Origin of the sequence: Izhakiella capsodis (assembly GCF_900115045.1) — a bacterium.
GTDB classification, from domain to species: domain Bacteria; phylum Pseudomonadota; class Gammaproteobacteria; order Enterobacterales; family Enterobacteriaceae; genus Izhakiella; species Izhakiella capsodis.
The window spans coordinates 23,288-49,067 of the sequence record NZ_FOVC01000009.1 but is presented as its reverse complement, the minus strand read 5'-3'; the positions used below and the strand labels follow the sequence as shown (position 1 = coordinate 49,067).

24 protein-coding genes are annotated in these 25,780 nt (G+C 51.8%); 16 read left to right on the top strand and 8 right to left on the bottom strand.

Features of this window, described 5'->3' with window-relative positions; all coding sequences use genetic code 11:
* The first annotated feature begins 274 nt into the window (after window positions 1-274).
* Window positions 275-2,830: a class I adenylate cyclase gene (locus tag BM191_RS12560; protein ID WP_092878700.1), complete on the top strand. Its 2,556-nt coding sequence runs from the start codon at window positions 275-277 to the stop codon at window positions 2,828-2,830.
* A gap of 37 nt (window positions 2,831-2,867) precedes the next feature.
* Here BM191_RS12560 and cyaY read toward each other — a convergent pair whose 3' ends face one another.
* Window positions 2,868-3,188 carry an iron donor protein CyaY gene (cyaY, locus tag BM191_RS12555; protein ID WP_092878698.1) on the bottom strand — a complete coding sequence of 107 codons (321 nt, stop codon included), beginning with the start codon at window positions 3,186-3,188 and terminating at the stop codon, window positions 2,868-2,870.
* 174 nt (window positions 3,189-3,362) lie between these two features.
* On the opposite strand from cyaY, the gene lptM reads away from it, so the two are divergent.
* The 6 genes from lptM to uvrD all read left to right on the top strand — a co-directional run bounded on the left by lptM (window position 3,363) and on the right by uvrD (window position 9,002).
* A complete protein-coding gene (gene lptM, locus BM191_RS12550) occupies window positions 3,363-3,557 on the top strand; it encodes an LPS translocon maturation chaperone LptM (RefSeq protein ID WP_092878696.1) in 195 nt (64 codons plus the stop codon).
* A gap of 27 nt (window positions 3,558-3,584) precedes the next feature.
* On the top strand, window positions 3,585-4,409 hold the full coding sequence (gene dapF / locus BM191_RS12545; protein ID WP_092878694.1) for a diaminopimelate epimerase: 825 nt from the start codon (window positions 3,585-3,587) through the stop codon (window positions 4,407-4,409).
* On the top strand, window positions 4,406-5,110 hold the full coding sequence (locus tag BM191_RS12540; protein ID WP_092878692.1) for a DUF484 domain-containing protein: 705 nt from the start codon (window positions 4,406-4,408) through the stop codon (window positions 5,108-5,110). The genes dapF and BM191_RS12540 overlap by 4 nt, the downstream gene beginning before the upstream one ends.
* Window positions 5,107-6,015: a tyrosine recombinase XerC gene (gene xerC, locus BM191_RS12535; protein ID WP_092878690.1), complete on the top strand. Its 909-nt coding sequence runs from the start codon at window positions 5,107-5,109 to the stop codon at window positions 6,013-6,015. The genes BM191_RS12540 and xerC overlap by 4 nt, the downstream gene beginning before the upstream one ends.
* On the top strand, window positions 6,015-6,731 hold the full coding sequence (gene yigB, locus BM191_RS12530; protein WP_092878688.1) for a 5-amino-6-(5-phospho-D-ribitylamino)uracil phosphatase YigB: 717 nt from the start codon (window positions 6,015-6,017) through the stop codon (window positions 6,729-6,731). Before xerC ends, yigB begins: the two co-directional genes overlap by 1 nt.
* A gap of 108 nt (window positions 6,732-6,839) precedes the next feature.
* Window positions 6,840-9,002, top strand: a complete 2,163-nt coding sequence (gene uvrD / locus BM191_RS12525; protein ID WP_092878834.1) for a DNA helicase II — start codon at window positions 6,840-6,842, stop codon at window positions 9,000-9,002.
* A gap of 6 nt (window positions 9,003-9,008) precedes the next feature.
* Here the strand turns inward: uvrD and BM191_RS12520 are convergent, their stop codons facing one another.
* Window positions 9,009-9,491, bottom strand: a complete 483-nt coding sequence (locus tag BM191_RS12520; protein ID WP_092878686.1) for a WbuC family cupin fold metalloprotein — start codon at window positions 9,489-9,491, stop codon at window positions 9,009-9,011.
* A gap of 245 nt (window positions 9,492-9,736) precedes the next feature.
* Between BM191_RS12520 and ysgD the strand changes: the two genes are divergently transcribed.
* Together ysgD and corA are read left to right on the top strand one after the other, a co-directional pair.
* Window positions 9,737-9,793, top strand: coding sequence for a YsgD/CorL family protein (gene ysgD, locus BM191_RS17570; protein ID WP_407927879.1), 57 nt, complete (start codon window positions 9,737-9,739; stop codon window positions 9,791-9,793).
* Window positions 9,794-9,941: 148 nt separating this feature from the next.
* The gene (corA, locus tag BM191_RS12515; RefSeq protein ID WP_092878684.1) at window positions 9,942-10,895 is read left to right on the top strand and encodes a magnesium/cobalt transporter CorA; all 954 of its coding nucleotides are present in this window, start codon (window positions 9,942-9,944) and stop codon (window positions 10,893-10,895) included.
* 102 nt (window positions 10,896-10,997) lie between these two features.
* On the opposite strand, the gene rarD is transcribed toward corA, so the two are convergent.
* Together rarD and BM191_RS12505 are read right to left on the bottom strand one after the other, a co-directional pair.
* Entirely contained in the window at window positions 10,998-11,900 is a 903-nt protein-coding gene (gene rarD / locus BM191_RS12510; RefSeq protein WP_092878682.1) for an EamA family transporter RarD, read from the bottom strand.
* Between the two features lie 105 nt (window positions 11,901-12,005).
* Window positions 12,006-12,476, bottom strand: coding sequence for a thioesterase family protein (locus BM191_RS12505; RefSeq protein WP_092878680.1), 471 nt, complete (start codon window positions 12,474-12,476; stop codon window positions 12,006-12,008).
* A 187-nt stretch (window positions 12,477-12,663) separates the two neighbouring features.
* Between BM191_RS12505 and pldA the strand changes: the two genes are divergently transcribed.
* The 3 genes from pldA to rhtC all read left to right on the top strand — a co-directional run bounded on the left by pldA (window position 12,664) and on the right by rhtC (window position 16,131).
* Window positions 12,664-13,542, top strand: coding sequence for a phospholipase A (gene pldA / locus BM191_RS12500; protein WP_092878678.1), 879 nt, complete (start codon window positions 12,664-12,666; stop codon window positions 13,540-13,542).
* A 59-nt stretch (window positions 13,543-13,601) separates the two neighbouring features.
* Window positions 13,602-15,428 (top strand): ATP-dependent DNA helicase RecQ, encoded by a 1,827-nt coding sequence (gene recQ, locus BM191_RS12495; protein WP_092878832.1) that lies wholly within the window; start codon window positions 13,602-13,604, stop codon window positions 15,426-15,428.
* A gap of 79 nt (window positions 15,429-15,507) precedes the next feature.
* Window positions 15,508-16,131 carry a threonine export protein RhtC gene (gene rhtC, locus BM191_RS12490; protein ID WP_092878676.1) on the top strand — a complete coding sequence of 208 codons (624 nt, stop codon included), beginning with the start codon at window positions 15,508-15,510 and terminating at the stop codon, window positions 16,129-16,131.
* Window positions 16,132-16,172: 41 nt separating this feature from the next.
* On the opposite strand, the gene rhtB is transcribed toward rhtC, so the two are convergent.
* The gene (gene rhtB / locus BM191_RS12485) at window positions 16,173-16,796 is read right to left on the bottom strand and encodes a homoserine/homoserine lactone efflux protein (RefSeq protein ID WP_092878674.1); all 624 of its coding nucleotides are present in this window, start codon (window positions 16,794-16,796) and stop codon (window positions 16,173-16,175) included.
* A 114-nt stretch (window positions 16,797-16,910) separates the two neighbouring features.
* Between rhtB and pldB the strand changes: the two genes are divergently transcribed.
* Window positions 16,911-17,903: a lysophospholipase L2 gene (gene pldB / locus BM191_RS12480; protein ID WP_092878672.1), complete on the top strand. Its 993-nt coding sequence runs from the start codon at window positions 16,911-16,913 to the stop codon at window positions 17,901-17,903.
* 50 nt (window positions 17,904-17,953) lie between these two features.
* Window positions 17,954-18,754 carry a sugar/pyridoxal phosphate phosphatase YigL gene (yigL, locus tag BM191_RS12475; RefSeq protein ID WP_092878830.1) on the top strand — a complete coding sequence of 267 codons (801 nt, stop codon included), beginning with the start codon at window positions 17,954-17,956 and terminating at the stop codon, window positions 18,752-18,754.
* A 39-nt stretch (window positions 18,755-18,793) separates the two neighbouring features.
* Here yigL and glpQ read toward each other — a convergent pair whose 3' ends face one another.
* Together glpQ and glpT are read right to left on the bottom strand one after the other, a co-directional pair.
* Window positions 18,794-19,849, bottom strand: coding sequence for a glycerophosphodiester phosphodiesterase (glpQ, locus tag BM191_RS12470; RefSeq protein WP_092878828.1), 1,056 nt, complete (start codon window positions 19,847-19,849; stop codon window positions 18,794-18,796).
* Between the two features lie 23 nt (window positions 19,850-19,872).
* Window positions 19,873-21,219: a glycerol-3-phosphate transporter gene (gene glpT, locus BM191_RS12465; protein WP_092878670.1), complete on the bottom strand. Its 1,347-nt coding sequence runs from the start codon at window positions 21,217-21,219 to the stop codon at window positions 19,873-19,875.
* A gap of 323 nt (window positions 21,220-21,542) precedes the next feature.
* On the opposite strand from glpT, the gene BM191_RS12460 reads away from it, so the two are divergent.
* Window positions 21,543-22,397 carry a carboxylate/amino acid/amine transporter gene (locus tag BM191_RS12460; RefSeq protein ID WP_092878668.1) on the top strand — a complete coding sequence of 285 codons (855 nt, stop codon included), beginning with the start codon at window positions 21,543-21,545 and terminating at the stop codon, window positions 22,395-22,397.
* A gap of 15 nt (window positions 22,398-22,412) precedes the next feature.
* Here the strand turns inward: BM191_RS12460 and metR are convergent, their stop codons facing one another.
* The gene (gene metR / locus BM191_RS12455; protein ID WP_092878666.1) at window positions 22,413-23,354 is read right to left on the bottom strand and encodes an HTH-type transcriptional regulator MetR; all 942 of its coding nucleotides are present in this window, start codon (window positions 23,352-23,354) and stop codon (window positions 22,413-22,415) included.
* A 148-nt stretch (window positions 23,355-23,502) separates the two neighbouring features.
* Between metR and metE the strand changes: the two genes are divergently transcribed.
* A complete protein-coding gene (gene metE / locus BM191_RS12450) occupies window positions 23,503-25,773 on the top strand; it encodes a 5-methyltetrahydropteroyltriglutamate--homocysteine S-methyltransferase (RefSeq protein ID WP_092878664.1) in 2,271 nt (756 codons plus the stop codon).
* The last annotated feature ends 7 nt before the right edge of the window (window positions 25,774-25,780 follow it).

Below are 25,780 nucleotides of genomic sequence, written 5' to 3'. Positions count from 1 at the left end.
ATGATTATCCTATCATTGATATGGGAATGCTGTCAGTTTCCCAGGTCTGCTGAAATGGATTTACAGCGACGTTATCAGGGAAGCGATATCCATCTGCAAAGAGATCGTAAATTCATGTTAGATATTAGCTAGCCGAACTTTCTTTACGGTCAACCTGTCAGGTGTTAGATTGATCACGTTTCCAGTAATAATTTATCCATTTTTTTTTAAAATTAAGTGATGGATTTCGGAAACACGGTTTTTTACAGCACTGGGATAACGCAGGCGAAACGTCTTGTACCTCTATATAGAGACATTGAAACAGAGACTGGATGCCATCAATCAGCTGCGTGTTGATCGCGCACTGGATGTTATGGGTCCTGCCTTCAGGCAGGCGTACAGTTTGCTGCCAATCTTATTACATCATCATCATCCACAACTGCCGGGCTACCTCGACGGGAACGTTCCGTGCGGTATTAGCTTTTTTGAGCCTGATGAAACTCAAAAATCCTGGCTTACACGCCTGGGGTGGCACCTTCCGCTGGTTGACGAGCCGGTTGAAATGCCTATCACCGGGGTGTATTCCATGGGGAGTACTTCTTCTGTTGGCCAAAACAGCACGTCCGATCTTGATATTTGGGTTTGCCACCAGTCGTGGCTGGATAACGAAGAACGTCTTTGCCTGCAGAAAAAATGTCATTTATTACAAAAATGGTGCCTGTCGCTAGGCGTAGAGGTCAGTTTTTTTCTGATTGACGAGAACCGTTTTCGTCACAACGAAAGTGGCTCTCTCGGAGGGGAGGATTGCGGCTCAACCCAACACATTCTGCTGCTTGAGGAATTTTACCGCTCAGCGGTACGCATTGCAGGTAAGCGTATCCTGTGGAATATGGTGCCATGTAAAAAAGAAGAGCATTACGACGACTATGTGATGTCACTCTATGCGCGCGGCGTGCTGACGCCAAATGAGTGGCTTGACTTGGGCGGATTAGGCACGCTCTCCGCCGAGGAGTACTTCGGCGCCAGCCTCTGGCAGCTATATAAAAGCATCGACTCACCTTATAAAGCCGTATTGAAAACGCTGCTGCTGGAAGCATATTCATGGGAGTATCCTAACAGCCATATGCTGGCTACTGACATCAAGCAGCGTCTGCATGACGGTGAGATCGTCTCTTTTGGTCTTGATCCTTATTGTATGATGCTGGAGCGGGTAACGCGCTATCTGATGAGTATCGACGATCACGCCAGGCTGGATTTAGTACGTCGATGTTTTTACCTGAAAGTTTGTGAACGCCTCTCCATTAAAGAAGAAAAAACGGGCTGGCGACGTGAAGTACTCAGTCAGCTGGTTAAAGAGTGGAGATGGGATGCGGCTCGCATTGCGGTGCTTGACAGTCGGTCTGAATGGAAAATTGGTCGGGTACGCGAAGCTCATAACGAGCTGCTTGATGCCATGATGCAAAGCTATCGTAACCTGATCCGCTTTGCGCGTCGTAACAATCTGAGTGTCAGTGCCAGCCCGCAGGATATCGGTGTTCTAACCCGTAAACTGTACGCCGCATTTGAAGCGCTGCCGGGTAAAGTTACGCTGCTTAACCCGCAGATCTCGCCAGACCTGTCTGAAACTAACCTGACCTTTATTTATGTGCCGGATGGCCGTGCCAATCGCCCAGGCTGGTATCTGTATAATCAGGCACCGGACATGCAATCGATAATCAGCCATCAGCCGCTGGAATATAACCGTTATCTCAATAAGCTGGTCGCATGGGCATGGTTCAATGGCCTGCTGACTGAAAAAACCCAACTGCATATAAAAGGCAATGGCGTATGTGACCTGGCTAAACTTCAGGAGATGGTTGCTGATGTTTCGCGCCATTTTCCGCTACGCCTGCCTGCGCCGACGCCGCGTGCGCTCTATAGCCCTTGTGAAATTCGTCATCTGGCGATTATCGTTAATTTTGAGCATGATCCAACGGCAGCCTTCCGTAATCAGGTCGTGCACTTTGATTTTCGTAAGCTGGATGTATTAAGCTTCGGTCAGCAGCAGCAGTGCCTGATCGGCAGCATCGATCTTTTATACCGTAACTCATGGAATGAAGTACGAACGCTGCACTTTAACGGTGAACATTCGATGATTGAGGCATTAAAAACCATTCTTGGTAAAATGCATCAGGACGCGTCGCCACCGGATGCAGTCGAGGTTTTCTGCTATAGCCAGCATCTGCGCGGGCTGATTCGTACGCGCGTGCAACAATTGGTTTCTGAATGCATTGAACTGCGACTTTCAAGTTCACGTCAGGAGCCTGGTCGTTTCAAAGCCGTCAGGATGGCAGGGCAGACTTGGGGGCTGTTTTTCGAGCGGATGAGTGTTTCGGTTCAGAAGCTGGAAAATGCCGTTGAATTTTATGGCGCCATTTCTAATAACAAATTGCACGGCCTGTCGATTAAAGTCGAGTCTAACCAGACGCCGCCAGTGCCGACGGTGGTGAACAGTTATGCCAGTGAGGGGATTATTCAGTTCTTTTTTGAAGAAACCTCAGGCGATCGCGGTTTTAATATCTACATTCTGGATGAGACCAATCGCGTAGAGGTTTATCACCATTGCGAAGGCAGCAAAGAGGAGCTTGTTCGCGACGTTAGCCGTTTTTATTCGTCGTCACACGATCGCTTCACCTTTGGTTCAAGCTTTATCAATTTTAACCTACCGCAGTTCTATCAGATAATTCAAACCGACGGTCGGTCGCAGGTTATCCCCTTCAGGAGTCAGACGCTAACGCAACTATGCGCTGTTGATCTGGCTACTAGTAACCAGGGAGAGAGTACGCATGCCCCACGCTATCGAGTTCATTAAAAAGGGAGCGATTAGCCCCCTTACTTTTCGTCTTCACTCAGCTTAAGTTCAGGCTGTCACCCGCCTGTTCGCTGCATGCTTGCGAAAGCCTTTTCCAGAACTCCTCGCCGCTGCGATTGCAAATCCAGCGCTCGTCTTGCAGATCATAATGATAGCCGCCGGCTTTAGTGGCCAGCCACACCTGATGCAGCGGCTCCTGCTTATTAATGATAATTTTACTGCCATTAGCGAAGCTAAGCGTCATCACTCCGGCATGGATCTGATAATCGATGTCGGCATCTCCCTGATAGTTATCTAACTGTTGTTCAACTGAAAGCATCAGGTCATCGGCGCGCTGGTGAAACTCGCTATCGTTCATTTGTTTGTCCGTCCAAATTTTTCTCCATTATATCCTCAGTCGTCGCGTTGCCCAAGCGTGCCGGCCTGTTGTGCGCATGATTACCGCAGCGTCATATTGCCTTTAACTATTGCTTTTCAACGTTCACCTGCGATGATAGATAACCAGTATGAATTAATTACGAGCAAAATCTGCATGAAGACGATAATTTACCAGGCGGCAATGGCGCTAGCGCTGCTTAGCCTGGTGGGCTGTGGATTGAAAGGCCCTCTCTATTTCCCGCCAGAAAAACAGCCAGCTCAGTCGCAAACGGATCAAAAAACTTCGGTGCAACAAGACGGTACCACCACCACGGCTGACCGTGGGGCGGGGGTCGGGATCAGCCAGTAATCCGGTCCCGGACCGACGGAGCAGAACATGCAGTTTTCGAAAATGCACGGCCTTGGCAATGATTTTATGGTCGTTGATGCGGTGACTCAAAACGTTTACTTTTCGCCAGAGTTGATTCGTCGTCTGGCCGATCGTCATTGCGGTATCGGTTTTGATCAATTATTGATCGTTGAACCGCCTTACGATCCTGAGCTGGATTTTCATTATCGCATCTTTAACGCTGATGGTAGCGAGGTCGCTCAGTGCGGCAACGGTGCCCGCTGTTTTGCTCGTTTTGTTCGTCTGAAGGGGCTGACTAATAAAAGCGATATTCGTGTGAGTACCCAGACCGGGCGCATGGTGCTAAGCGTCATGGACAATGAGCTGGTAAAGGTGAATATGGGGGAGCCCAACTTTGAACCGCAGCAAATACCGTTTCGCGCCAACAAAGCGGAAACCCTTTATCTGATGCGTGCCGCAGAGCAGACGGTGATGGCGGGGGTGGTTTCCATGGGCAATCCCCATTGCGTTATACAGGTCGACAGCGTAGAAATGGCACAGGTTGAAATGCTTGGCCCGTTGCTGGAGAGCCACGAGCGCTTTCCGGAGCGAGTTAACGTTGGTTTTATGCAGGTCGTCAACCGCGAGTTTATCCGTCTGCGGGTATACGAGCGTGGTGCTGGTGAAACTCAAGCCTGTGGCAGTGGAGCCTGTGCCGCCGTTGCGGTGGGTATTCAGCAGGCATTGCTGACTGAGAGAGTACGTGTCGATTTGCCCGGCGGTACGCTGCATATTGTCTGGAATGGACCTGGTCATCCCTTATATATGATCGGGCCAGCCACACACGTTTATGACGGATTTATTCATCTATGAAAATCCCTGGAGAACAGACAGCCAGTGAACTTCTGCCCGATGATCAGGTTGTGAGCGACTATCTGATGTGCAATCCGGATTTCTTTATTCGTAATGCACGCCAGACCGAACAGATGGTTGTTCCTCATCCTGTGCGGGGAACGGTATCGCTGGTTGAATGGCAACTAACCCGCCAGCGCAAACATATTGCCGAGCTGGAGCAGGAGATCACGTTGCTGATGGAACAGGCCCATGCCAACCAGCAGCTGTTCGATCGCCTGCTGGCGCTCCAGGGCCGTCTGGCTTCAGCTTCCAGCCTGCAGGAAATGCTAAACCGGCTACATCGTTGGGCGCGGGAGCTGGGGCTGGCGGGGGCGAATCTCCGACTGTTCAGCGATCGCTGGCGACTGGGTGCGCCGTCGGATTTTACCCAGCTGGCGCTTTCGTCTCAGGCCTTTGAGCCGGTGCGTATTCAGCGCTTTGGCAAGCAGCAACACTATTTGGGTAGCCTGAATGGCCCGGAGCTACTGTTACTGCTGCCGCAAGCAAAAGCGATTGGTTCAGTGGCAATGTCTCTGATGGGAGAGCGTGGCGAGCTCGGGGTTCTGATTTTTAGTAGCCGTGACGCTCAGCACTATCAGACGGGTATGGGCACGGTGCTGTTGCAGCATCTGAGCGCTATAATGCCAGATATACTGCTGCGCTGGATTGAGCGGGTATGAGCCTTGATTCGCCGCTGACGCCTGCAGTTGAAGACTTTCTGCGCTATCTCAAAATTGAGCGCCAGCTCAGCCCTCTGACGCAAAAAAACTACCGGCGTCAACTGATGGCGGTCATTGCACTTGCTGCAGAGATGAGCGTCATGGCATGGCGTGATCTTGACGTAACGCGAGTACGCGCCCTGGCGGCCCGTAGCCGTCGTGATGGCCTGCAGGCATCCAGCCTGGCACTGCGCCTCTCGGCACTCCGAAGCTTACTTGACTGGTTAGTGCGTCAGGGCGAACTGAAAGTTAATCCGGCGAAAAGCGTTACCACACCGAGGTCGGGTCGCCATCTGCCTAAGAATATGGATGTTGATGAAGTTAGTCAGCTACTCAATTTTGATCTTAACGATCCGCTTTCTGTGCGTGACCGGACGATGCTGGAGGTGATGTATGGCGCGGGATTACGTCTTTCCGAGCTGGTTGGTCTCGACACGAGTCACCTCGATCTCGACAGCGGCGAAGTCTGGGTTGTGGGTAAAGGCAGTAAGGAGCGTCGTCTGCCTGTTGGTACCACGGCCGTAAGCTGGCTTCAGCACTGGCTGGAGTGGCGCGAGCTACTGGAGCCGGAAGACAACGCGTTGTTTTTATCCAAAAATGGTGGGCGTCTTTCCGCGCGCAGTGTACAAAAGCGGTTCGCGCAATGGGGTGTCAGACAGCAAGTCAGCAGTCATGTCCATCCGCATAAATTACGCCACTCCTTTGCTACTCACATGCTCGAATCAAGCGGTGATTTGCGTGCCGTCCAGGAGCTACTGGGGCATGCGAATCTTACCACCACCCAAATCTACACGCATTTAGACTTTCAACATTTAGCATCGGTGTATGATGCCGCCCATCCGAGGGCAAAACGAGGGAAATCCTGATGCACTTCTACCGCCCACTGTGTCCTCTAGCCGCTATCACTTTCGACCTTGACGATACGCTGTATGACAATAGGCCGGTGATCCGTAAAACCACGGCGGAGTCACACGCCGCGCTGCAAGCCTGGCATCCAGCTATGCAGGACTTCAGCGTAGCTGCATATCAGGAAATCCGCGATCGGCTGCTAGAGGAGGAGCCGGATATCTATCACGACGTGACCGAATGGCGTCGGCGAGCCGTGGTGCGAGCGATGGAGACCAGAGGGTTAACCCCTGGACAGGCAACGTCCGGCGCTGCAGAGGTCATGTCCGTATTTGCCCGATGGCGAAGCGAAGTGCAGGTACCGGCGGAAACGCATACCACGCTGGCGGTGCTGGCGCAGCATTTTCCTCTAGTCGCTATCACTAATGGTAATGCGGAACCAGCGCGTTTAGGCCTTGAGTCATACTTCCAGTTTGTACTGCGGGCCGGCCCGGATGGGCGGGCTAAACCCTGCGATGATATGTACCGTGTTGCCGTACAGCGCCTCGGACTTACGCCGTCGCAGATATTGCACGTTGGCGACGATCTGACGACTGATGTGGCCGGTGCGGTTCGCTGTGGTATGCAGGCCTGCTGGATTAATCTGCGTAGTGGTAATCTGCTGAAGATCGCCGATTCACGCCTGCTTCCCACACTCGAAATCACTCAATTGGCATCGCTGACTGCGCTGGTATAATCCCGGTCGCGTCGCGCAATTGACGTGACATACGCCCGGTTGCGGGATAAAGTTTAGTGGATAAATATCCAGTGATGCGGCGAACGCTGCGCAACTTTGATGGTGCTTATGGACGTTTCTGACCTGCTCAACAGCCTTAACGATAAACAACGTGAAGCCGTAGCCTCCCCGCGCGGCAATATGCTGGTGCTGGCCGGAGCAGGCAGTGGTAAAACCCGTGTGCTGGTGCATCGTATCGCCTGGCTTCTGGCGGTGGAGCACTGTTCACCCTATTCGATAATGGCGGTGACTTTCACCAATAAAGCCGCAGCGGAAATGCGTCATCGCATTGAACAGCTAATTGGCACCAGCCAGGGAGGGATGTGGATTGGCACCTTCCACGGCCTTGCACATCGCCTGCTGCGTGCACATCATCTTGATGCGCGGCTGCCTCAGGATTTTCAGATCCTGGACAGTGAAGATCAGCTACGTTTGTTAAAGCGCCTGATTAAGGCGATGAATCTTGATGAGAAACAATGGCCTGCGCGACAGGCCATGTGGTACATCAACGGTAAAAAAGACGAAGGCTTGCGACCTGACCATATTGAATCCTACGGTAACCCCGTCGAGCAGACCTGGCTGCGCATCTATCAGGCGTATCAGGAGGCTTGCGATCGCGCAGGGCTTGTAGACTTTGCTGAGCTGCTGCTGCGAGCCCACGAACTGTGGCTGACAAAGCCCCATATTCTTAACCACTATCGCGAACGTTTCGCCAGTATATTGGTGGATGAATTTCAGGATACCAACAGCATTCAGTATGCCTGGATCAGGCTATTGGCCGGCGACAGCGGTAGCGTGACTATCGTTGGCGACGATGATCAGTCAATTTATGGCTGGCGCGGCGCGCAGGTGGAAAATATTCAGCGTTTTCTTCGTGATTTTCCCGGTGCGCAAACCATACGTCTTGAGCAAAATTACCGCTCGACCAGCAATATACTTACCGCAGCCAATGCCCTGATTGCCAATAACAGCGGTCGGCTTGGTAAGGAGTTGTGGACCGACGGTAGCGATGGTGAACCCATATCTCTGTACTGTGCCTTTAACGAGCTGGATGAAGCGCGCTTTGTGGTGAATCGCATCAAGGTTTGGATGGAAAATGGCGGCGCGCTCAGCGATTGTGCCATTCTTTATCGCAGTAACGCCCAGTCGCGCGTGCTGGAGGAGGCGCTACTGCAGACCAGCATGCCTTACCGTATCTATGGTGGCATGCGCTTCTTTGAGCGTCAGGAAATTAAAGACGCGCTGGCATATTTGCGTCTGATTTCCAATCGCAATGATGATGCGGCTTTCGAACGAGTGGTTAATACGCCGACGCGTGGCATTGGCGATCGTACACTTGATGTGGTGCGTCAGACTGCGCGCGATCGCGGCATCACGCTGTGGCAGGCAAGCCGTACATTATTACAGGAAAAAGCGTTGGCAGGGCGTGCAGCATCAGCGCTACAGCGTTTTAGCGAGCTGGTGGACGCGTTGGCTTACGACACCGCAGAGCTGCCGTTGCACATACAGACCGATCGGGTGATTAAAGACTCCGGGCTATGGTTAATGTACGAAGAGGAAAAGGGCGAAAAGGCCCAGGCTCGTATCGAAAACCTGGAGGAGCTGGTCAACGCCACGCGCCAGTTCAGCTATCAGGATGAAGATCAGGACCTGATGCCGTTGCAGGCGTTTCTCTCTCATGCGGCTCTTGAAGCCGGAGAAGGCCAGGCCGATAAGTGGCAAGACTCCGTGCAGCTGATGACGATGCATGCAGCTAAAGGATTAGAGTTCCAGCAGGTTTTTATTGTCGGCATGGAAGAGGGGATGTTCCCCAGCCAGATGTCACTGGAAGAGGGAGGGCGTCTGGAGGAGGAGCGCCGTCTCGCATACGTTGGCGTCACCCGCGCGATGCAAAAACTCACACTCACCTATGCGGAAACCCGGCGCCTGTATGGCAAAGAGGTTTATCATCGCCCCTCGCGCTTCATTGGTGAACTGCCGGAAACCTGCGTTGAAGAGGTTCGCCTGCGCGCCAGCGTAAGCCGTCCGGTGAGCCACCAGCGAATGGGAACGCCGGTGGCTAAAAATGACAGTGGTTTTGCGCTGGGTCAGCGGGTACGCCATGCTAAGTTTGGCGAGGGTACCATTATCAATCTTGAGGGTAGCGGTGAGCACAGTCGTCTGCAGGTGGCATTTCAGGGGCAGGGCATTAAATGGCTGGTTGCCGCCTATGCCAGACTGGAAACAGAGTAAGAAACCTCAGGCACTCTCCGGGCTGAACCGCTCGCCGATGCTGGCTGTACGATACCAGTCTACTACCTGATCGCAGCCCGCCTCACCTTCCCGCGGCGCCCAGCTCTGACAATGCTCCTCGTCTAGCGCCAAATATGGGCCCTGTTTTACTTCAAAAATAACGCCATTGTTGTCCAGTGAAAGCACCGCGTGCCAGGCTCCGGCCGGTATTTCAATCAGCTGGGCGTCCTCGCCGAGCACTACGCGTTGCAAAACGCTGCCATCATCTTTAAATAGCAGCACGACAAAGCGCCCTGTAAGGGGAGTGAGCACTTCCCAGGTTTGCAGATGACGATGGGGGCGAATATAGGTTCCCGGCTCCATGGCGATCGCCAGCCGTTGTACCGGATCGCTCAGCTCAGCGTGCAGGTTAAGGTTACTGCGCAAACGCACGGCGCTGGCGGCCTTCTGGCTCAGCGTAGCTAAATCATTCGGGGTAAGGTGTTTCATGTGTGGTTTCGTCGCCTAAGCATGGTCAGAAAGAGCGTTAACATAGCAGAATTTTGTCCTCCAGGGATCGGCCCGCGTAAGTTAGATGCCAGTCTGCTTCTGGCAAGGTGATGAGCTGCTAAACTATAAAGAGTTTGAAAGTACGGCAGGTTAATGAATAACCAGCCTTTCGCCGCTGCTGCGGTTGACGATGATTTCATCCCGGCGTAACATGCGCGCACCATTATCCTGAAGGGACAATTGCCTTGGACACACCCAGTAGATGCTGGCTCAACCACCTGACCAACAGGTGCAACTTCTAAGGCTATCACTCTGCGCTGATAACCTTAGTGGTTTTTGGCGACCACATACCCGTCGCTCTGAGTCAGCACCACATGCTGACAGAAACGTCAGCTTCCTCCGTGTTCAAGCTTAATACCCCGTCTGTGACCATGAGCTGGGAGTACTGCAATGCTGAGCGCTTTTAAACTGGATGACAGTCGTCTGACGCGCCTGGAACTTGATGAACAGCCAGACGATCTGCAACTTTCTCTCTGGGTCGATTTGATTGAACCCCAGGAAGACGAACGAAATCTGGTGCAAAGCCAGCTGGGCCAGAGTCTTGCGACCCGCATTGAACTGGAAGATATCGAGGCGTCCGCTCGCTTTTTTGAAGATGAAGATGGTTTGCACATCCACTCTTTTTTCTTTTATGAAGATGCCGAAGATCATGCAGGCAACAGTACGGTAGCTTTCACTTTGCGTGAAGGGCGCCTGTACACCCTGCGCGAACGTGAACTACCAGCCTTCCGACTTTACCGCATGCGCGCGCGTAATCAGACGCTCATTGATGGCAACGCTTTTGAGCTGTTACTCGATCTGTTTGAAACCAAAATTGAGCAGCTGGCGGATGAAATTGAAAGCATTTACACCTCGCTGGAGAAGCTAAGCCGTGTACTGATGGAAGGCCATCAGGGGGATGAATTTGATCAGGCGCTGGCTCGCCTCGCTGGTCTGGAAGATATTGGCTGGAAAGTGCGTCTTTGCCTGATGGATACTCAGCGTGCGCTTAATTTCCTGATACGTAAGGCGCGCTTGCCGACTAACCAGCTGGAGCAGGCGCGAGAGGTACTACGCGATATCGAATCGCTGCTACCCCACAATGAGTCACTGTTCCAGAAGGTAAACTTCCTGATGCAGGCTGCTATGGGATTCATCAGCATTGAGCAGAACCGGATCATTAAAATCTTCTCGGTGGTGTCAGTTGTTTTCCTGCCGCCAACGTTAGTTGCATCCAGCTATGGGATGAACTTTGACTTTATGCCGGAGCTGCACTGGAGCTTTGGCTATCCGGGCGCTATTTCGCTGATGATACTGGCCGGACTGGCACCTTACCTCTATTTTAAACGGCGTAACTGGCTGTGAGTTGCTACGCAGCGATGTGAGACAGGCAGGGGATTGATCTGCTTATCATTCTCTACAACCAACGGCCTTCATGCCCATTGGTTGTAGAGAGAATTAACACGGTCAGGTGACTCTTTGCGCGGCATTACGCCCCATTGCCAGCAGCGCATCCAGGATAAACAGCGCCAGAGCGCCCCAGATAAAGGCAAAGGTGATGGCTTTATCCTGGCTGAGCGTCTCATCGTAAAATGTTACTGCCAGTAAAAACATGAGTGTCGGTCCGAGATACTGGAAAAAGCCAACGGTGGAGAGACGTAATCTGGCGCAGGCAGCGGTAAAAAACAGCAGGGGGATAGTGGTAACAATACCTGCGGCCATCAACAACAGGTTCAACGACAGCGTATTGTTGGCAAGATGGCTGGTTGGGCTGTCGGCGATACAAAACAGGTAAAGCGCCGAGGGAATGAGTAGCCAGCTGGTTTCCAGCAGCATGCCCGTTTGGGCATCGACCGCCAGTTTTTTTCTCATTAATCCGTAACAAGAGAAACTTAGCGCAAGGCCGAGAGAAATCCAGGGGACAGAGCCAAACTTCCATAGCTGAATAATCACCCCACAGGACGCGAGTGCTACGGCAAGCCATTGTAAACGTCGGAAGCGTTCTCCCAAAAACAACATGCCCATCAGCACATTCACCAGCGGATTGATAAAGTAACCCAGGCTGGATTCAAGCATATGATGGTTATTAACCGCCCAGATGAATAACAGCCAGTTACCGCCAATAGTGATCGCAGTTACCGCCAGCAGCAGCACTTTGCGAGGCTGACGTAGGACGACGTGTACGTTAGGCCAGCTACGGCTGATACTTAACAGAATGAGCATAAAGAAAAATGACCAGATGACCCGGTGCGTCATAATTTCATCGGGAGATACTTGCTGAATGGTTTTGAAATAGGCCGGCGCGATACCCCAGATAAAATAAGCGCCGAGAGCATACAGAATACCCTGCCGGGTTTGTTGTGTATCCATGAAAAACCTTAAAAATCAATAATAAAGATCAACTATAATCGGTGTTCTTAAATAACAATTAAACGGATAATCCGCACCAATTGTTCGTTAAAACACGTCGACAGGCTAGCCAACCATGTAAGTTGCACTGGCGCTGGCAATATGGATACCGGTGTCATTGTGAAGCTCCACCCGTGCAACCGATACCTTATTTCCGGCGCGTAGCAGGCTGCTGCTGGCGATGAAATGATCGCCGCGCCCCGGGCGTAAATAGTCAACGCGCAGATCAATAGTACCCATACGCGCCAGACGCTGCTTTAATTGATTTTCTGCAATGTGATCGTGACAGGTGAGTGCCGAGGTGACGCAAACCACCCCGGCGGCAACGTCAAGTACGGCGGCAATAACGCCGCCATGTAAAATTTTTTGCGTAACATTGCCAACCAGCATTTGCTGATTTTTGATTAGCAGTTGGGCGAAATGAGGTTCGAGACTTAGCAACTTCATGCCAAGCGCTTGATTAAAGGGCATATGATTAACAAATATATCACTAATCAGCTGGCGAGCTTGCTGAGAGCTGAGCAGATTGCCGGACATTGCAGCCTTTCCTTGTTAGATCGAATGTAATGATTATGTTATTTGCTGAGGCATTTTAAGCGTGTGATGGTGTGCTTTCCACATCCGGAAATCATTCCTGATGGAACGTGCAGATTCTGTGTAGAATGGCCTGCTTTTTTATTACCTTTATTAATTATTTTGCGATTATATTTCTCTGGAGAAATCTATGTGGGTGTTGAAAGGATTTCTGATGACTGTGCTTCTATTGCCCGTAGTCGCCAATGCCAAAGAAGCAACGATTAAAGATGTGCATGACAAACCGGTGGTGAAGGGGAGTATCATTGCTAACTTGTTGCAGAATCACGACAATCCTTTTTTGCTTTACCCTTATGAAAGCAACTATGTGCTTTACACTTACACCAGTAACATGAATAAAGACGCGATAGACTCTTATAACTGGTCAGATAAAGCAAAAAAAGACGAAGTTAAGTTTCAGTTAAGTCTGGCATTTCCGCTGTGGCGCGGCGTTCTGGGTGATAACTCCGTTCTGGCTGCGTCATACACTCAGCGTTCTTGGTGGCAATTCTCTAACCGCAGCGCGTCGTCACCGTTCAGAGAAACTGACTATGAGCCGCAAATTTTTCTCGGCTGGGCGACCGATTACAGCGTTGCTGGTTGGACGCTGCGCGATGTCGAAGTCGGGCTCAATCATCAGTCCAATGGGCGTTCAGAACCCACTTCACGCAGCTGGAATCGCGTTTACGCGCGCCTGATGGCACAAAACGGGAATTGGCTGGCGGAAGTTAAGCCCTGGTATCGTGTTCCTGAAAGTGAAAGTAACGATGATAACCGGGATATCACCAAGTACGTGGGATACTATCGCCTCAAGCTAGGCTATCAATGGGGCGAGAGTATTTTCAGCGCGCAAGGTAATTACAACTGGAACAGCGGCTACGGCGGAGCAGAACTGGGTTGGAGTTATCCCATCAGTGAGCACGTTCGTTTTTATACCCAGCTGTTTAGCGGTTACGGCGAATCGCTTATCGATTACAATCATCGCCAGACGCGCATTGGTGTTGGTGTGATGTTAAACGATCTGTTTTAATTGTCAGGTGGGCTCAGGCCCCGCCTGTTATGTTTTATACACGTCATTCTGGGGAGCATGTGTCTACGGCTGCCATTTTAAGTCAGGAAATGCTGGCAGAGCAGGTCTTAAGGGATACCTTCGGCTATCAGCATTTTCGTCCGGGTCAGGAAACAATCATTCAGGCGGCACTTAGTGGCCGTGATTGTTTGGTCGTAATGCCTACCGGCGGAGGAAAATCCCTTTGCTATCAGATACCGGCGCTGGTACGCGACGGGTTAACGCTGGTTGTATCACCGCTTATTTCTCTGATGAAAGATCAGGTCGATCAGCTGTTGGCTAACGGCGTCGCTGCGGCCTGCTTTAACTCTACGCAGAGCCGGGAACAACAGCAGGCGGTTATGTCTGGCTGCCGCAGCGGGCAGATTAAGCTGCTGTACATCGCGCCCGAAAGGCTGATGATGGATAACTTTGTTGACCACCTTGCGCACTGGAAGCCCGGCATGCTGGCGGTTGATGAGGCGCACTGTATATCTCAGTGGGGACACGATTTTCGTCCCGAATACGGCGCGCTTGGGCAGTTGCGCCAGCACTTTCCGGCGCTGCCGGTAATGGCGCTGACCGCCACTGCCGATGAAACAACGCGTCAGGATATCGCCCGCCTGCTGTTGATGCAGGACCCACTGATTCAGATAAGCAGTTTTGACCGACCGAACATTCGCTATACGCTGGTGGAAAAGTTCAAACCTACCGAACAGCTTATGCGCTATGTGCAGGAGCAGCGCGGTAAGTGCGGCATCATTTACTGCAATAGTCGGGCAAAAGTAGAGGATACGGCCGCTCGTCTGCAAAGCCGTGGAATTAGCGTTGGTGCTTATCACGCCGGTCTGGATAACGATCACCGTGCCCGCGTGCAGGAAGCGTTTCAGCGGGACGACTTACAAATCGTTGTCGCCACGGTGGCATTCGGGATGGGAATTAACAAGCCAAACGTTCGCTTCGTGGTGCACTTCGATATTCCGCGCAATATCGAATCTTATTACCAGGAAACCGGACGCGCCGGACGTGATGGGCTGCCTGCCGAAGCGCTGCTATTTTACGAACCTGCCGATATGGCCTGGCTACGACGTTGTCTTGAAGAAAAAGTCCCCGGGCCATTGCAGGATATTGAACGCCACAAGCTGAATGCTATGGGCGCCTTTGCTGAGGCGCAAACCTGCCGGCGGCTGGTACTGCTGAATTATTTTGGTGAGAATCGGCAAAAAGCCTGTGAGAACTGCGATATTTGCCTCGACCCACCACGACGCTACGATGGTCTAGTCGAAGCGCAAAAAGCGCTGTCAACCATCTATCGTGTGGGCCAGCGCTTTGGCCTTGGCTATGTGGTTGAAGTTCTGCGCGGAGCTAATAATCAACGTATCCGCGAACTACAGCATGACAAGCTACCGGTTTATGGTATCGGACGTGAATCTAGCCAGGAGCACTGGACAAGCGTAATCCGTCAGCTAATCCATCTGGGGCTGGTGATGCAAAATATAACGCAGCATTCCGCGCTACAGCTCACTGAAGCGGCCCGCCCGGTTTTACGAGGCGAGTCGCCTCTGTTGCTGGCAGTACCGCGTCTTAGCAGCGCCCGACCACGCAGTAGCCAGGTGCGTAGCTATGGTGGTAGCTACGATCGTAAGCTGTTCGCCAAGCTGCGTAAGCTGCGTAAAGCTATCGCTGATGAAGAGAATATTCCGCCTTACGTAGTCTTTAACGATGCTACGCTGATCGAAATGTCGGAACAGATGCCGCTCACCGCCGTTGAAATGCTCAGTATAAATGGCGTAGGGCAGCGTAAGCTGGAGCGCTTTGGCAAGCCATTTATGATTATGATCCGTGAGCACGTAGACGGTGATGAATAAAATTATCGTCGTCGCTTGCCATTTTTTGCCGCCAGACACATAGTAGACGGTTGTTTAGCAGAACAACCGGAATAACGTCATGCTCACCCTATTTTTAACCGTTGCCATCGTCCACTTGTTTGCGGTGATGAGCCCTGGCCCGGACTTTTTCTTTGTATCGCAGACTGCAGCCAGCCGTTCTCGTAAAGACACCATGCTGGGAGTGCTGGGTATAACGCTGGGCGTGTTGGTATGGGCCGCAGTGGCCTTGTTAGGGCTGGATCTTGTGCTTCAACGTATGGCATGGTTGCATCAGACCATTATGATCGCTGGCGGCCTTTATTTGTTGTGGATGGGCTGGCAGTTGCTGTGTGCGGCGCGCCAGCAGCACAAGCAGGGGCCGACGCAAAATGCCGCACCGATCGTGAAGCCTCAGGGACGAAGCCTTTTTAAAGGACTGCTGACTAACCTTTCTAACCCCAAAGCGGTAATCTATTTTGGCAGCGTGTTCTCTCTGTTCGTTGGCAACGATATTGGCGCCGGTGCGCGCTGGGGCTTATTCGCGATGATTGGTTGTGAAACGTTCGCGTGGTTTACTCTGGTAGCGCTGATTTTTGCCCTGCCAAAAATGCGTCAGGGCTATCAGCGTATTGCTAAATGGATAGACGGATGCGCTGGCGTTCTGTTTGCCGGTTTCGGTATTCATCTCATCTTGTCCCGTTGAAAAAACCATCCGCTTCTGCGTGATAGTTTTGCGGTTCAGGTTCAGGCGATACGCCTGGCGGATGCCAGCAAAAGGGCGATCGTCATAAATAAACTGCCAAAAATCCGGTTCAGCATCCGCATCTGGCGTGGCCCTTTAATCCAGTGCGCAATGCGGTTTGCAAGGGCGGCATAGCCAGTCATGACCACTATATCAACACCAATGGTGGTGACGCCCAATACCAGGTATTGTAAGGTCTGCGGTCTGCCCGGCTGGATAAATTGAGGAAAAAGTGCGGCCAGAAACACAATGCTTTTCGGATTGGTGGCATTTACCAGGAAGGCGCGTTTGAACAGTTTGTGGTGTGGTAGTGACTGGGATAGTGCGGAGAGGTCGATTGCACCTGCCGCGCGCCACTGTTTTATTCCCAGCCAGAAAAGATAGGCTGCTCCCGCCCATTTCATTAATTCAAAGGCCAGCATCGATTGCGAAAAAATGGCGCCCAGACCAACACCCACCAGCGCGATCAGCACTATCATTCCGGTTTGCAGACCGGCGATAGCAACCCATGCTCCACGGTATCCATGACTGATACCGGTGCTCATGGTGGTGATGGCGCCGGAGCCCGGTGAAAAACTGAGAATAGCTGTTGTTAAAAGGTAAGCCAGCCACCATTGGATGGTCATGGTTACGTTCCCTGTATGTGCCAATTTGTGACACAATACGTTAATGTTTAGCGGCACGCTATGGATTCTGGCAAGTTGTTTCACCGGGAGACCAGTTTAAGGATGCGCCTTCCAATGACCAACCATAAACAAGCCTGGCTGGAGCGTGAAAAAACGTTTGCGGCTTTTGTTACCGGGCAGCTGCTGGATTTCTGGCAGCGTCGTGAAGAAAAGTGTTTTAGCGGGGTCGGTGGCGTGCCGATCCATTATGTCCACTTCATCAGTGCGGAACATCAGCGGGTTATTCTGCTTTGTCCGGGTCGCAATGAAACTTACGTGAAGTATCCGGAATTAGCCTACGATCTTTTCCACTGCGGATATGACGTTATCATTATTGATCATCGTGGGCAGGGGCGCTCAGGCAGAATGCTGGATGATAAGCAGCGCGGTCATGTGGATTCTTTTTCCGATTATGTCGATGATCTGGAAGCGCTCTGGCAGCTGGAAATGACCAGTTTGCGCTACCGTCGGCGCTTTATGCTGGCGCACTCTATGGGGGGAGCCATAGCGACCTTGCTGATGATACGTCATCCGTTTGCTTTTGATGCCGCTGCGTTGAGCGCGCCGATGTTCGGTATTTTCTTACCGCTGCCACGTTGGTTAGCGATTCCCATCCTGACTTGGGCGGAAAAGCATCCGCTACTAAGCCAGACCTATGCACTGGGGACGGGGCGTTGGCGGCCACGACCCTTTAGGTTCAATGATCTGACTCACAGCCGCGAACGCTATCGTCGCAGCCTGCGTTTTTATTGCGATGATCCTGCACTGCGTATCGGTGGGCCGACCCATCATTGGGTACGTGAAGGCATTAGGGCGGGAGAAGAGGTACTGGGTAACGTCTCAGCGATAAAAACCCCGCTGCTGCTGCTGCAAGCCGAAGGTGACAAAGTGGTAGATAACAAAGCGCAGGATCGATTTTGTCAGTTACTGGACGAGACCGGCAATCCCTGCTTGGGCGGCGTGCCCAGGGTTATTTACGGGGCGCGCCATGAGATCCTGTTTGAAAGCGATGTAATGCGAACAGAAGCGCTCAATACCGTCATCACTTTTTTTGACCAGTTTGATTAAATTTCCAGGCCTTTTGACTGTAGTTCTGAGAAGGAGAAACCAGAGGAATGATCTATCCGATTATCGCATCTGATTTAGATGGTACTTTATTAAACCCCGACCACCGTTTAACCCCTTTTACTTACCAAACCCTGCGTTTATTGGTGCAGAAAGGCGTTCACTTTGTTTTTGCCACCGGCCGTCATTATGTTGATGTTGGGCAAATGCGCGACAACCTTGGGATTAGCGCTTACATGATTACCTCAAACGGTGCCAGGGTACACAATACTGATGGTGAGTTGATATTCAGCCAAAATCTGGAAGAGGATATTGCACGCGAGCTGGTTGCCATGCATTACCATCATCCTCACGTATTTACCAATGTGTATCGTGATGAGGCATGGTTTTTAAATCGCGATCGGCCTGAAGAAGAGGACTTTTTCAGAGAGTCCAATTTTGCTTATCAGATTTATCAGGACGGAGGACTACCCACAGACGGCATCAGCAAAGTGTTTTTCACCTGCAGCGATCCAGACCAGCTGGACCCCATTGAGCAGGCGCTGCTGGCGCGCTGGGGCGATCGGGTGAATGTCAGTTTCTCTTTGCCTACCTGTCTTGAAGTAATGGCGGGCGGGGTATCGAAAGGCCATGCGTTGGAAGCGGTAGCAAAAAGGCTGGGCTATTCCCTGCAAGAGTGCATCACCTTTGGCGATGGAATGAATGATGTAGAAATGCTGTCGATGTCGGGCAGAGGCTGCATCATGCAAAATGGTGCACCAAAGCTGAAGGCCCGACTGCCGGAGTTGGAAATTATCGGCAGCAATGCGGATGACGCGGTGCCGCACTATCTGCGCAACATGTTTGGCGTGTAGTTCCGGCACTGTCCGTTGCCGGGCAGCGCCAGACCGTGGCTAATGCTGATGCTGTAGAAATGAAACGGCTTTATCCGGAAAATCGGTAAATAAAGCTTCAACCTTTACCTGATTGTAAAGCGCATCGTAGACGTCGTTGAAGTTGCCAGCCCATGCAGGAAGTTGGTCGGCCCTGACGGTATAAGGATGGACCTGTAGCTTGCTGGCATGAGCGGCCTGGGCCATTGAAGTCAGTTGCAGGTGACCGGGTTTGCTGCGGTTGGCGTCAACAAGCATATGATAATCGGGGCCGATGCCATCAACATATTGCGCCAGCGTCGTCATCGCGCCAGGCTGGAACATCCAGTCGTAGCGGTAGTTCACCCATTTGCCGTTTTTTAGCTCCTGCGTTTCATCCCAGTCAGTATAGGCGATTAGCTGCACCAGTTTGAGGTTCATACCTAATTCAGGCTCCAGCTGGTTTTTTATGCGTTTAAGTTCGTTGAAATCGAAGCATTGCAGCCAGATGTTATCCTGCTTGTGGCGGTAGCCGTATTGACTCAGCGTTTTAAGCACCAGTCTGGAAATATCTTTTCCCTCCTGATGGTGAAACCACGGTGCTTTAATTTCCACGTACAAACCAATATTTTTGCCAGTAGAGTGGTTCAGGCCCTGTACGAACTCGATTTCATCTTCGAAGGAGTGAACGTGAAAGTCGGATTTTCCCACAGGAAAGCGTCCGGCAAAAGTTTGCACTTTTTTGCCGTTTATCACGTTAAAGCCTTCGGTAAATTTCAGACTCTTAATCTCTGCCAGCGTGAAATCTATAGCGTAATAACGCCCATCTTTACGCGCCCGTTCGGGGAAACGTTCGGCAACGTTGGTCACGCGATCGAGGTAGTGATCGTGTAAGACGACCAGGCGATCGTCCCTGGTCATTACCAGGTCTTGTTCGAGGTAATCTGCGCCCTGAGCGTAGGCCATCGCTTTGGCTGCCAGCGTATGCTCGGGCAAATAACCGCTGGCACCGCGATGAGCAATGACAGCTTTACCGTTGGTTTCTGCACTGACCGCAAAGGCCGCTGCCAGCAGGGTGAGGGTAATTAGCGGCTTCATCATGTCTTTCTCCCGGGATCAATTCAGTCCTGATTGATTTCGCGCTTATGCTTGTTTTCGTTAAGCATGGTGGCAAACAGAAGAACAACGGCCAGCACGCCACCGGCAATCATGACCATAAAGCCGCCATTCCAGCCAAAATAATCGACGGTATAACCGACGATGGCGCTGGCTGCTACCGAACCACCGAGATACCCGAACAGGCCCGTAAAGCCTGCCGCCGTACCGGCAGCTTTTTTCGGTGCCAGCTCCAGGGCATGTAAACCAATTAGCATCACCGGGCCATAAATAAAAAAGCCAATAATAATCATACAGGCCATGTCTACGCCGGGATTACCCACAGGGTTGAGCCAGTAAATCACGGTAGCGACGGTAACCAGTGTCATAAATAACACCCCCGTTGCTCCACGGTTGCCTCTGAATACCTTATCGGACATCCACCCGCACAGCAGGGTACCAGGGATGCCTGCATACTCATAAAAGAAATAGGCCCAGGATGAGGTATCTAAGGTGAAATGTTTGACTTCTTTCAGGTAAGTCGGCGACCAGTCAAGAATGCCATAACGCAGTAAATAGACAAACACGTTAGCCAGAGCGATGTACCACAGTAGCTTGTTGGGTAAAACGTACTGCATAAAAATTTGCCGGGTGGTGAACTCCTTTTCATGCTTTTCGTCATAATCTACCGGGTAGTCGTTTTTATACTGTTCAATGGGTGGCAGGCCGCAAGATTGTGGGGTATCGCGCATTAGCACGAAGGCAATCAGGGCGATAAGGATCGCAGCAAAAGCCGGCATATAAAGCGCGGCTTTCCAGTCGTTAAACCAGGCCATTCCAAGAAGGAACAGCAGGGGGGGAATGCCACCGCCTACGTTGTGAGCGCAGTTCCAGACGGAAACAACACCGCCGCGCTCTTTTTGTGACCACCAGTGAACCATCGTGCGCCCGCAAGGTGGCCACCCCATCCCTTGAAACCAGCCGCATAAAAACAACAGGACAAACATCACCGCAATGCTGGAGGTCGCCCAGGGAACAAAACCCATAAATAGCATCACCGCCGCCGCCATTATCAGCCCGGCAGGAAGAAAAACGCGAGGGTTTGAGCGGTCGGATACCGAACCCATGATAAATTTAGAAAACCCATAGGCGATAGAAATCCCTGACAGCGCAAAACCCAGATCGCCACGAGAAAAACCCTGTTCAACCAGATAAGGCATAGCCAGTGCGAAGTTTTTACGTACCAGGTAATAAGCGGCGTAGCCGAAAAAAATACCGATAAATATTTGCCAGCGCAGACGACGGTACAGTGGATCGACCCGATCTGCAGTGACATAGGGCTGGTGCGCGGCGGGTTTGAATATGCTGAGCATTCTGAGACTCCGATAGTATGTATTTTTTTTCTTACGATGCATCTCTGTTACATATAGTGGTGAAATGTTGCATTTTTAGGATCTCATGACTACGGTGTCGTTCATGATTTGTGATAATTCACTCATGGAATGATGGTTTTATGTGATGAATATTCCATTTTAATTTTCGTTTTTTTGAGAAATATTCGTTTTATGGATTTATTTGCGCCAATAAGCGTGTTTTGGCTGTGGTTTAATGGTGACCAGATGTAAATGAAATATCGACACGGAATGACAAAACATCAGTTAAAGTAAGCCTCCATGATGTTTAAAGGTCGTTTGCTGTGACATTTCTTATTATTACTACTGTGTTGTGGGCTTTTTCATTCAGTCTGATTGGGGAATATCTGGCAGGCCAGGTTGATAGCTGGTTTTCAGTACTTTTCCGGCTGGCGCTTGCCGCACTGGTTTTTCTGCCGTTTCTGCGCTGGCGTGGTTATCGTGCTTCAACGCTGCTGCTGTATATGGTCGTGGGCGCGTTACAGCTGGGATTTATGTATCTCATCAGTTTTCAGGCCTATCTGTACCTGAGCGTGACCGAGTTTTTGCTGTTTACCGTCATGACGCCGCTTTATGTGACGCTGATATATGATCTGCTACGGGGCAGAGGTGTGCGACCGGGCTACATTTTTAGTGCGCTGCTGGCGGTGCTGGGGGCGGCGATTATTCGCTATGACAAAGTCAGCGATCATTTCTGGTTTGGTTTATTGCTGGTGCAGCTGGCAAATATTATTTTCGCCATTGGCATGGTGGGCTATAAGCGCCTGCAGGAAATACGTCCTATGCCGCAGCATACGGCTTTTTCCTGGTTTTACGTTGGTGCAGTGCTGGTCGCCATCCCGGCTTTTGCTCTTTGGGGCAACCTTCATCAGCTGCCGACGACAAAATTTCAGTGGGGCGTATTAATCTGGCTGGGTGTTGTTGCTTCCGGTTTGGGTTATTTCATGTGGAACTACGGTGCCACTCAGGTAGATGCCGGTACGCTGGGCATAATGAATAATATGCATGTTCCGGCGGGGCTGCTGGTGAACCTGGCTATCTGGCAGCAACGGCCGCACTGGCCCAGCTTTTTGCTTGGCGCGGTGGTAATTTTTGCCTCGCTGTGGGTACATAAACGCTGGATAGTCGCCAGTAGATAACGAGAATAACCGGTATTATGACGCTGCATCACGCTGTGGCAACGGCGTTCCGGGACGCGAGGCATTTCGAACAAAAGGCAGGTGATCGCAGGCGTGCTGACGCGCGGATCGCATAAAGGCTTCTGTTACTGGCTGGCGCTGTTCGCCGTCACGTACCGCCGCATACAGGCGGCTCCACAAACCTTCGCCAAGGGTTTTTGTCACGACCAGACCCTGGCGTTCAACACTCTCAACCACCCAGTGTGGCAGCGCGGCAATGCCCATGCGCGCCGCAACCATTTGTATCAGTAACAGCGTGTTATCAACGCTTTTCAGTGACGGGCTGATGCCAGCAGGCTGCAGGAAATGGCGCCAGATATCGAGCCGCTGGCGCTGTACCGGATAAATCATCAGCGTTTCAGCGATCAGGTCTTCCGGACGAATATGGGGGCTTTGTGCCAGTGGATGGTCTGGCGCCAGCACCAGCCGGACTTCAAAATCAAACATCGGCGAGTAGTGTAAACCGCTGCGCGGCAGGATATCGGAGGTGAGTACTACATCCAGCTCACCTTGCTGCAGAGCCGGCTGAGGATCAAAGGTTACGCCGGATTTAAAATCCATAACCACCTGTGGCCAGTTGCGCCGAAAGTTATCCAGCGCCGGTGTCAGCCATTGAATGCAGCTATGGCACTCAATGGCAATGCGTAATGCTGTTTGATGAGGCTCATGACAGGTTTGCAGAGCCTGCTGAATTTGTGGCAACACCTGCTCGGCCAGCTGTAGCAAAATCTCTCCCTGTGAGGTAAAGCGCAGCGGCTGACTCTTTCTGACAAACAGGCGAAAACCCAGACGCTGCTCCAGATCGCTGAACTGATGTGAGAGTGCTGACTGTGTCTGGTGGAGCTGAGCAGCAGCCGCTGCCAGCGAGCCAGTATTACGCAGCGCTTGCAGCGTCCGCAGGTGTTTAAGTTCAATCATGAGAGTCCTTCATATCAGCATGAATATTTTGCGCTTGAGGATTGAACAATACCTACAGAATATAGATGTGTAAACATCTGGATGGCTAAATGACCCGAGGGACTTATAAATAGTGACCCCGGCACGCACTGTTAAAGAGGATAATGTAATGACAATTCTGAACCATACCCTCGGATTTCCTCGTATTGGTTTACGTCGCGAGTTGAAAAAAGCCCAGGAGAGCTATTGGGCGGGTAAATCGACTCAGGAAGAACTGCTGGCAACTGGCCGTGAGCTTCGCGCCCGGCATTGGCAGCAGCAGCAGCAAGCGGGTGTGGATCTGGTTCCGGTAGGCGATTTCGCCTGGTACGATCACGTACTGACAACCAGTCTTCTGCTCGGTAACGTTCCGGCTCGCCATCAAAATAAAGAGGGTTCGGTTGATCTTGATACGCTGTTCCGCATAGGACGTGGCCGTGCTCCGACAGGTGAACCTGCTGCAGCGGCAGAAATGACCAAATGGTTTAATACCAACTATCACTACATGGTGCCGGAGTTTAGCGAAAATCAGACGTTTAAACTGAGTTGGACACAGCTGTTAGACGAGGTCGATGAGGCGCTGGCGCTGGGTCACAACGTGAAACCGGTTCTGCTTGGCCCGGTAACCTACCTGTGGCTTGGCAAAGTGAAGGGCGCCCAGTTTGATCGCCTGACGCTGCTTGATGCCATTCTGCCCGTTTATCAACAGGTGCTGGACGAGCTGGCAAAACGTGGGATTGAATGGGTGCAGATCGATGAACCCGCGCTGGCACTCGAGCTGCCACAAGTGTGGCAGGAAGCATTCAAACCGGCCTACGATGCGCTACAAGGACGTGTTAAGCTGCTGCTGACTACCTATTTTGACAGCGTTGGACAGAACCTGGACGTTATCTGTCGCCTGCCGGTGCAGGGTTTACACGTCGATCTGGTTCACGGAAAAGATGATCTGGCGAAGCTACACGCACAAGTTCCGGCTGACTGGCTACTTTCGCTGGGCGTAATTAACGGCCGTAACGTCTGGCGTGCCGATTTGAGCAGCTGGTTTGAACGCCTGCAGGCAGTGGTTGGTAAACGCCAGCAGTTATGGATTGGCAGCTCTTGTTCGCTGCTGCATAGCCCAATCGATCTTAGCGTTGAAACCCGACTTGATGATGAGGTGAAGAGTTGGTTTGCTTTCGCCCTGCAAAAATGCGCTGAGCTGGCGCTATTAAGCCGTGCGCTGAACAATAACGATCCCGCATCGCTTGAAACCTGGAGCGCACCGATCCGCGCCCGCCGTGATTCCAGCCGCGTCCATAACGCTGCCGTTGCCAAACGCCTTGCGACCATCACCAGCAAAGACAGCCAGCGTGATAGTGCCTATCCAGTGCGTGCTGAGGCACAGCGGGCGCGTTTTCAGCTGCCGTCCTGGCCGACCACTACCATCGGATCTTTCCCACAAACCACGGAGATCCGTGGCCTGCGTCTGGACTTTAAACAGGGACGTATCGACGGCGGTAATTATCGCACCGGCATTGCGCAGCATATCAAGCAGGCCATTGTAGAGCAGGAGCGGCTGGGACTTGACGTGCTGGTACACGGTGAGGCTGAGCGCAACGATATGGTTGAATACTTTGGTGAGCATCTGGATGGTTTTGTGTTTACGCAAAACGGCTGGGTGCAAAGCTATGGTTCACGCTGCGTAAAACCCCCGGTAATTATCGGCGACATCAGCCGTCCTGAGCCGATCACCGTTGAGTGGGCAAGGTATGCGCAAACCCTGACCGACAAACCAGTGAAAGGCATGTTGACGGGTCCGGTAACCATCCTTTGCTGGTCTTTCCCGCGTGAAGATGTGACGCGGGAAACTATCGCGAAGCAGATTGCCCTGGCGCTACGTGATGAAGTCGCCGATCTGGAAAGCGCCGGAATTGGTATTATTCAGATTGATGAACCAGCGCTGCGTGAAGGCCTGCCGCTGCATCGTTCGGACTGGGCCGCATACCTGGCCTGGGCGGTGGAAGCCTTCCGTCTTAATGCGGCGGTTGCCAAAGATGACACGCAGATCCACACTCACATGTGCTACTGCGAATTTAATGACATCATGGACTCCATTGCTGCGTTGGATGCCGATGTGATCACGATTGAAACGTCGCGTTCAGATATGGAACTGCTGGAGTCATTTGAGGAGTTTGAGTATCCGAATGAAATCGGCCCTGGCGTCTATGATATCCATTCGCCTAACGTTCCTGATGTTACCTGGATGGAAGATTTGCTGAAGAAAGCCGCCCGGCGTATTCCGGTCGAACGTTTGTGGGTAAACCCGGATTGCGGCCTGAAAACCCGCGGCTGGACGGAGACCCGCCAGGCGCTGGCAAATATGGTAAAAGCCGCGCAAAACCTGCGAGCCACCGTGCGTTAAGCGTGTT

Coding starts and splice junctions, on each gene's coding strand:
- cyaY (WP_092878698.1), bottom strand. CDS start 3,188: ATGAACGATAGCGAGTTTCACCAGCGCGCCGATGACCTGATGCTTTCA.
- lptM (WP_092878696.1), top strand. CDS start 3,363: ATGAAGACGATAATTTACCAGGCGGCAATGGCGCTAGCGCTGCTTAGC.
- dapF (WP_092878694.1), top strand. CDS start 3,585: ATGCAGTTTTCGAAAATGCACGGCCTTGGCAATGATTTTATGGTCGTT.
- BM191_RS12540 (WP_092878692.1), top strand. CDS start 4,406: ATGAAAATCCCTGGAGAACAGACAGCCAGTGAACTTCTGCCCGATGAT.
- xerC (WP_092878690.1), top strand. CDS start 5,107: ATGAGCCTTGATTCGCCGCTGACGCCTGCAGTTGAAGACTTTCTGCGC.
- yigB (WP_092878688.1), top strand. CDS start 6,015: ATGCACTTCTACCGCCCACTGTGTCCTCTAGCCGCTATCACTTTCGAC.
- uvrD (WP_092878834.1), top strand. CDS start 6,840: ATGGACGTTTCTGACCTGCTCAACAGCCTTAACGATAAACAACGTGAA.
- BM191_RS12520 (WP_092878686.1), bottom strand. CDS start 9,491: ATGAAACACCTTACCCCGAATGATTTAGCTACGCTGAGCCAGAAGGCC.
- corA (WP_092878684.1), top strand. CDS start 9,942: ATGCTGAGCGCTTTTAAACTGGATGACAGTCGTCTGACGCGCCTGGAA.
- rarD (WP_092878682.1), bottom strand. CDS start 11,900: ATGGATACACAACAAACCCGGCAGGGTATTCTGTATGCTCTCGGCGCT.
- BM191_RS12505 (WP_092878680.1), bottom strand. CDS start 12,476: ATGTCCGGCAATCTGCTCAGCTCTCAGCAAGCTCGCCAGCTGATTAGT.
- pldA (WP_092878678.1), top strand. CDS start 12,664: ATGTGGGTGTTGAAAGGATTTCTGATGACTGTGCTTCTATTGCCCGTA.
- rhtC (WP_092878676.1), top strand. CDS start 15,508: ATGCTCACCCTATTTTTAACCGTTGCCATCGTCCACTTGTTTGCGGTG.
- rhtB (WP_092878674.1), bottom strand. CDS start 16,796: ATGACCATCCAATGGTGGCTGGCTTACCTTTTAACAACAGCTATTCTC.
- pldB (WP_092878672.1), top strand. CDS start 16,911: ATGACCAACCATAAACAAGCCTGGCTGGAGCGTGAAAAAACGTTTGCG.
- glpQ (WP_092878828.1), bottom strand. CDS start 19,849: ATGAAGCCGCTAATTACCCTCACCCTGCTGGCAGCGGCCTTTGCGGTC.
- glpT (WP_092878670.1), bottom strand. CDS start 21,219: ATGCTCAGCATATTCAAACCCGCCGCGCACCAGCCCTATGTCACTGCA.
- metR (WP_092878666.1), bottom strand. CDS start 23,354: ATGATTGAACTTAAACACCTGCGGACGCTGCAAGCGCTGCGTAATACT.
- metE (WP_092878664.1), top strand. CDS start 23,503: ATGACAATTCTGAACCATACCCTCGGATTTCCTCGTATTGGTTTACGT.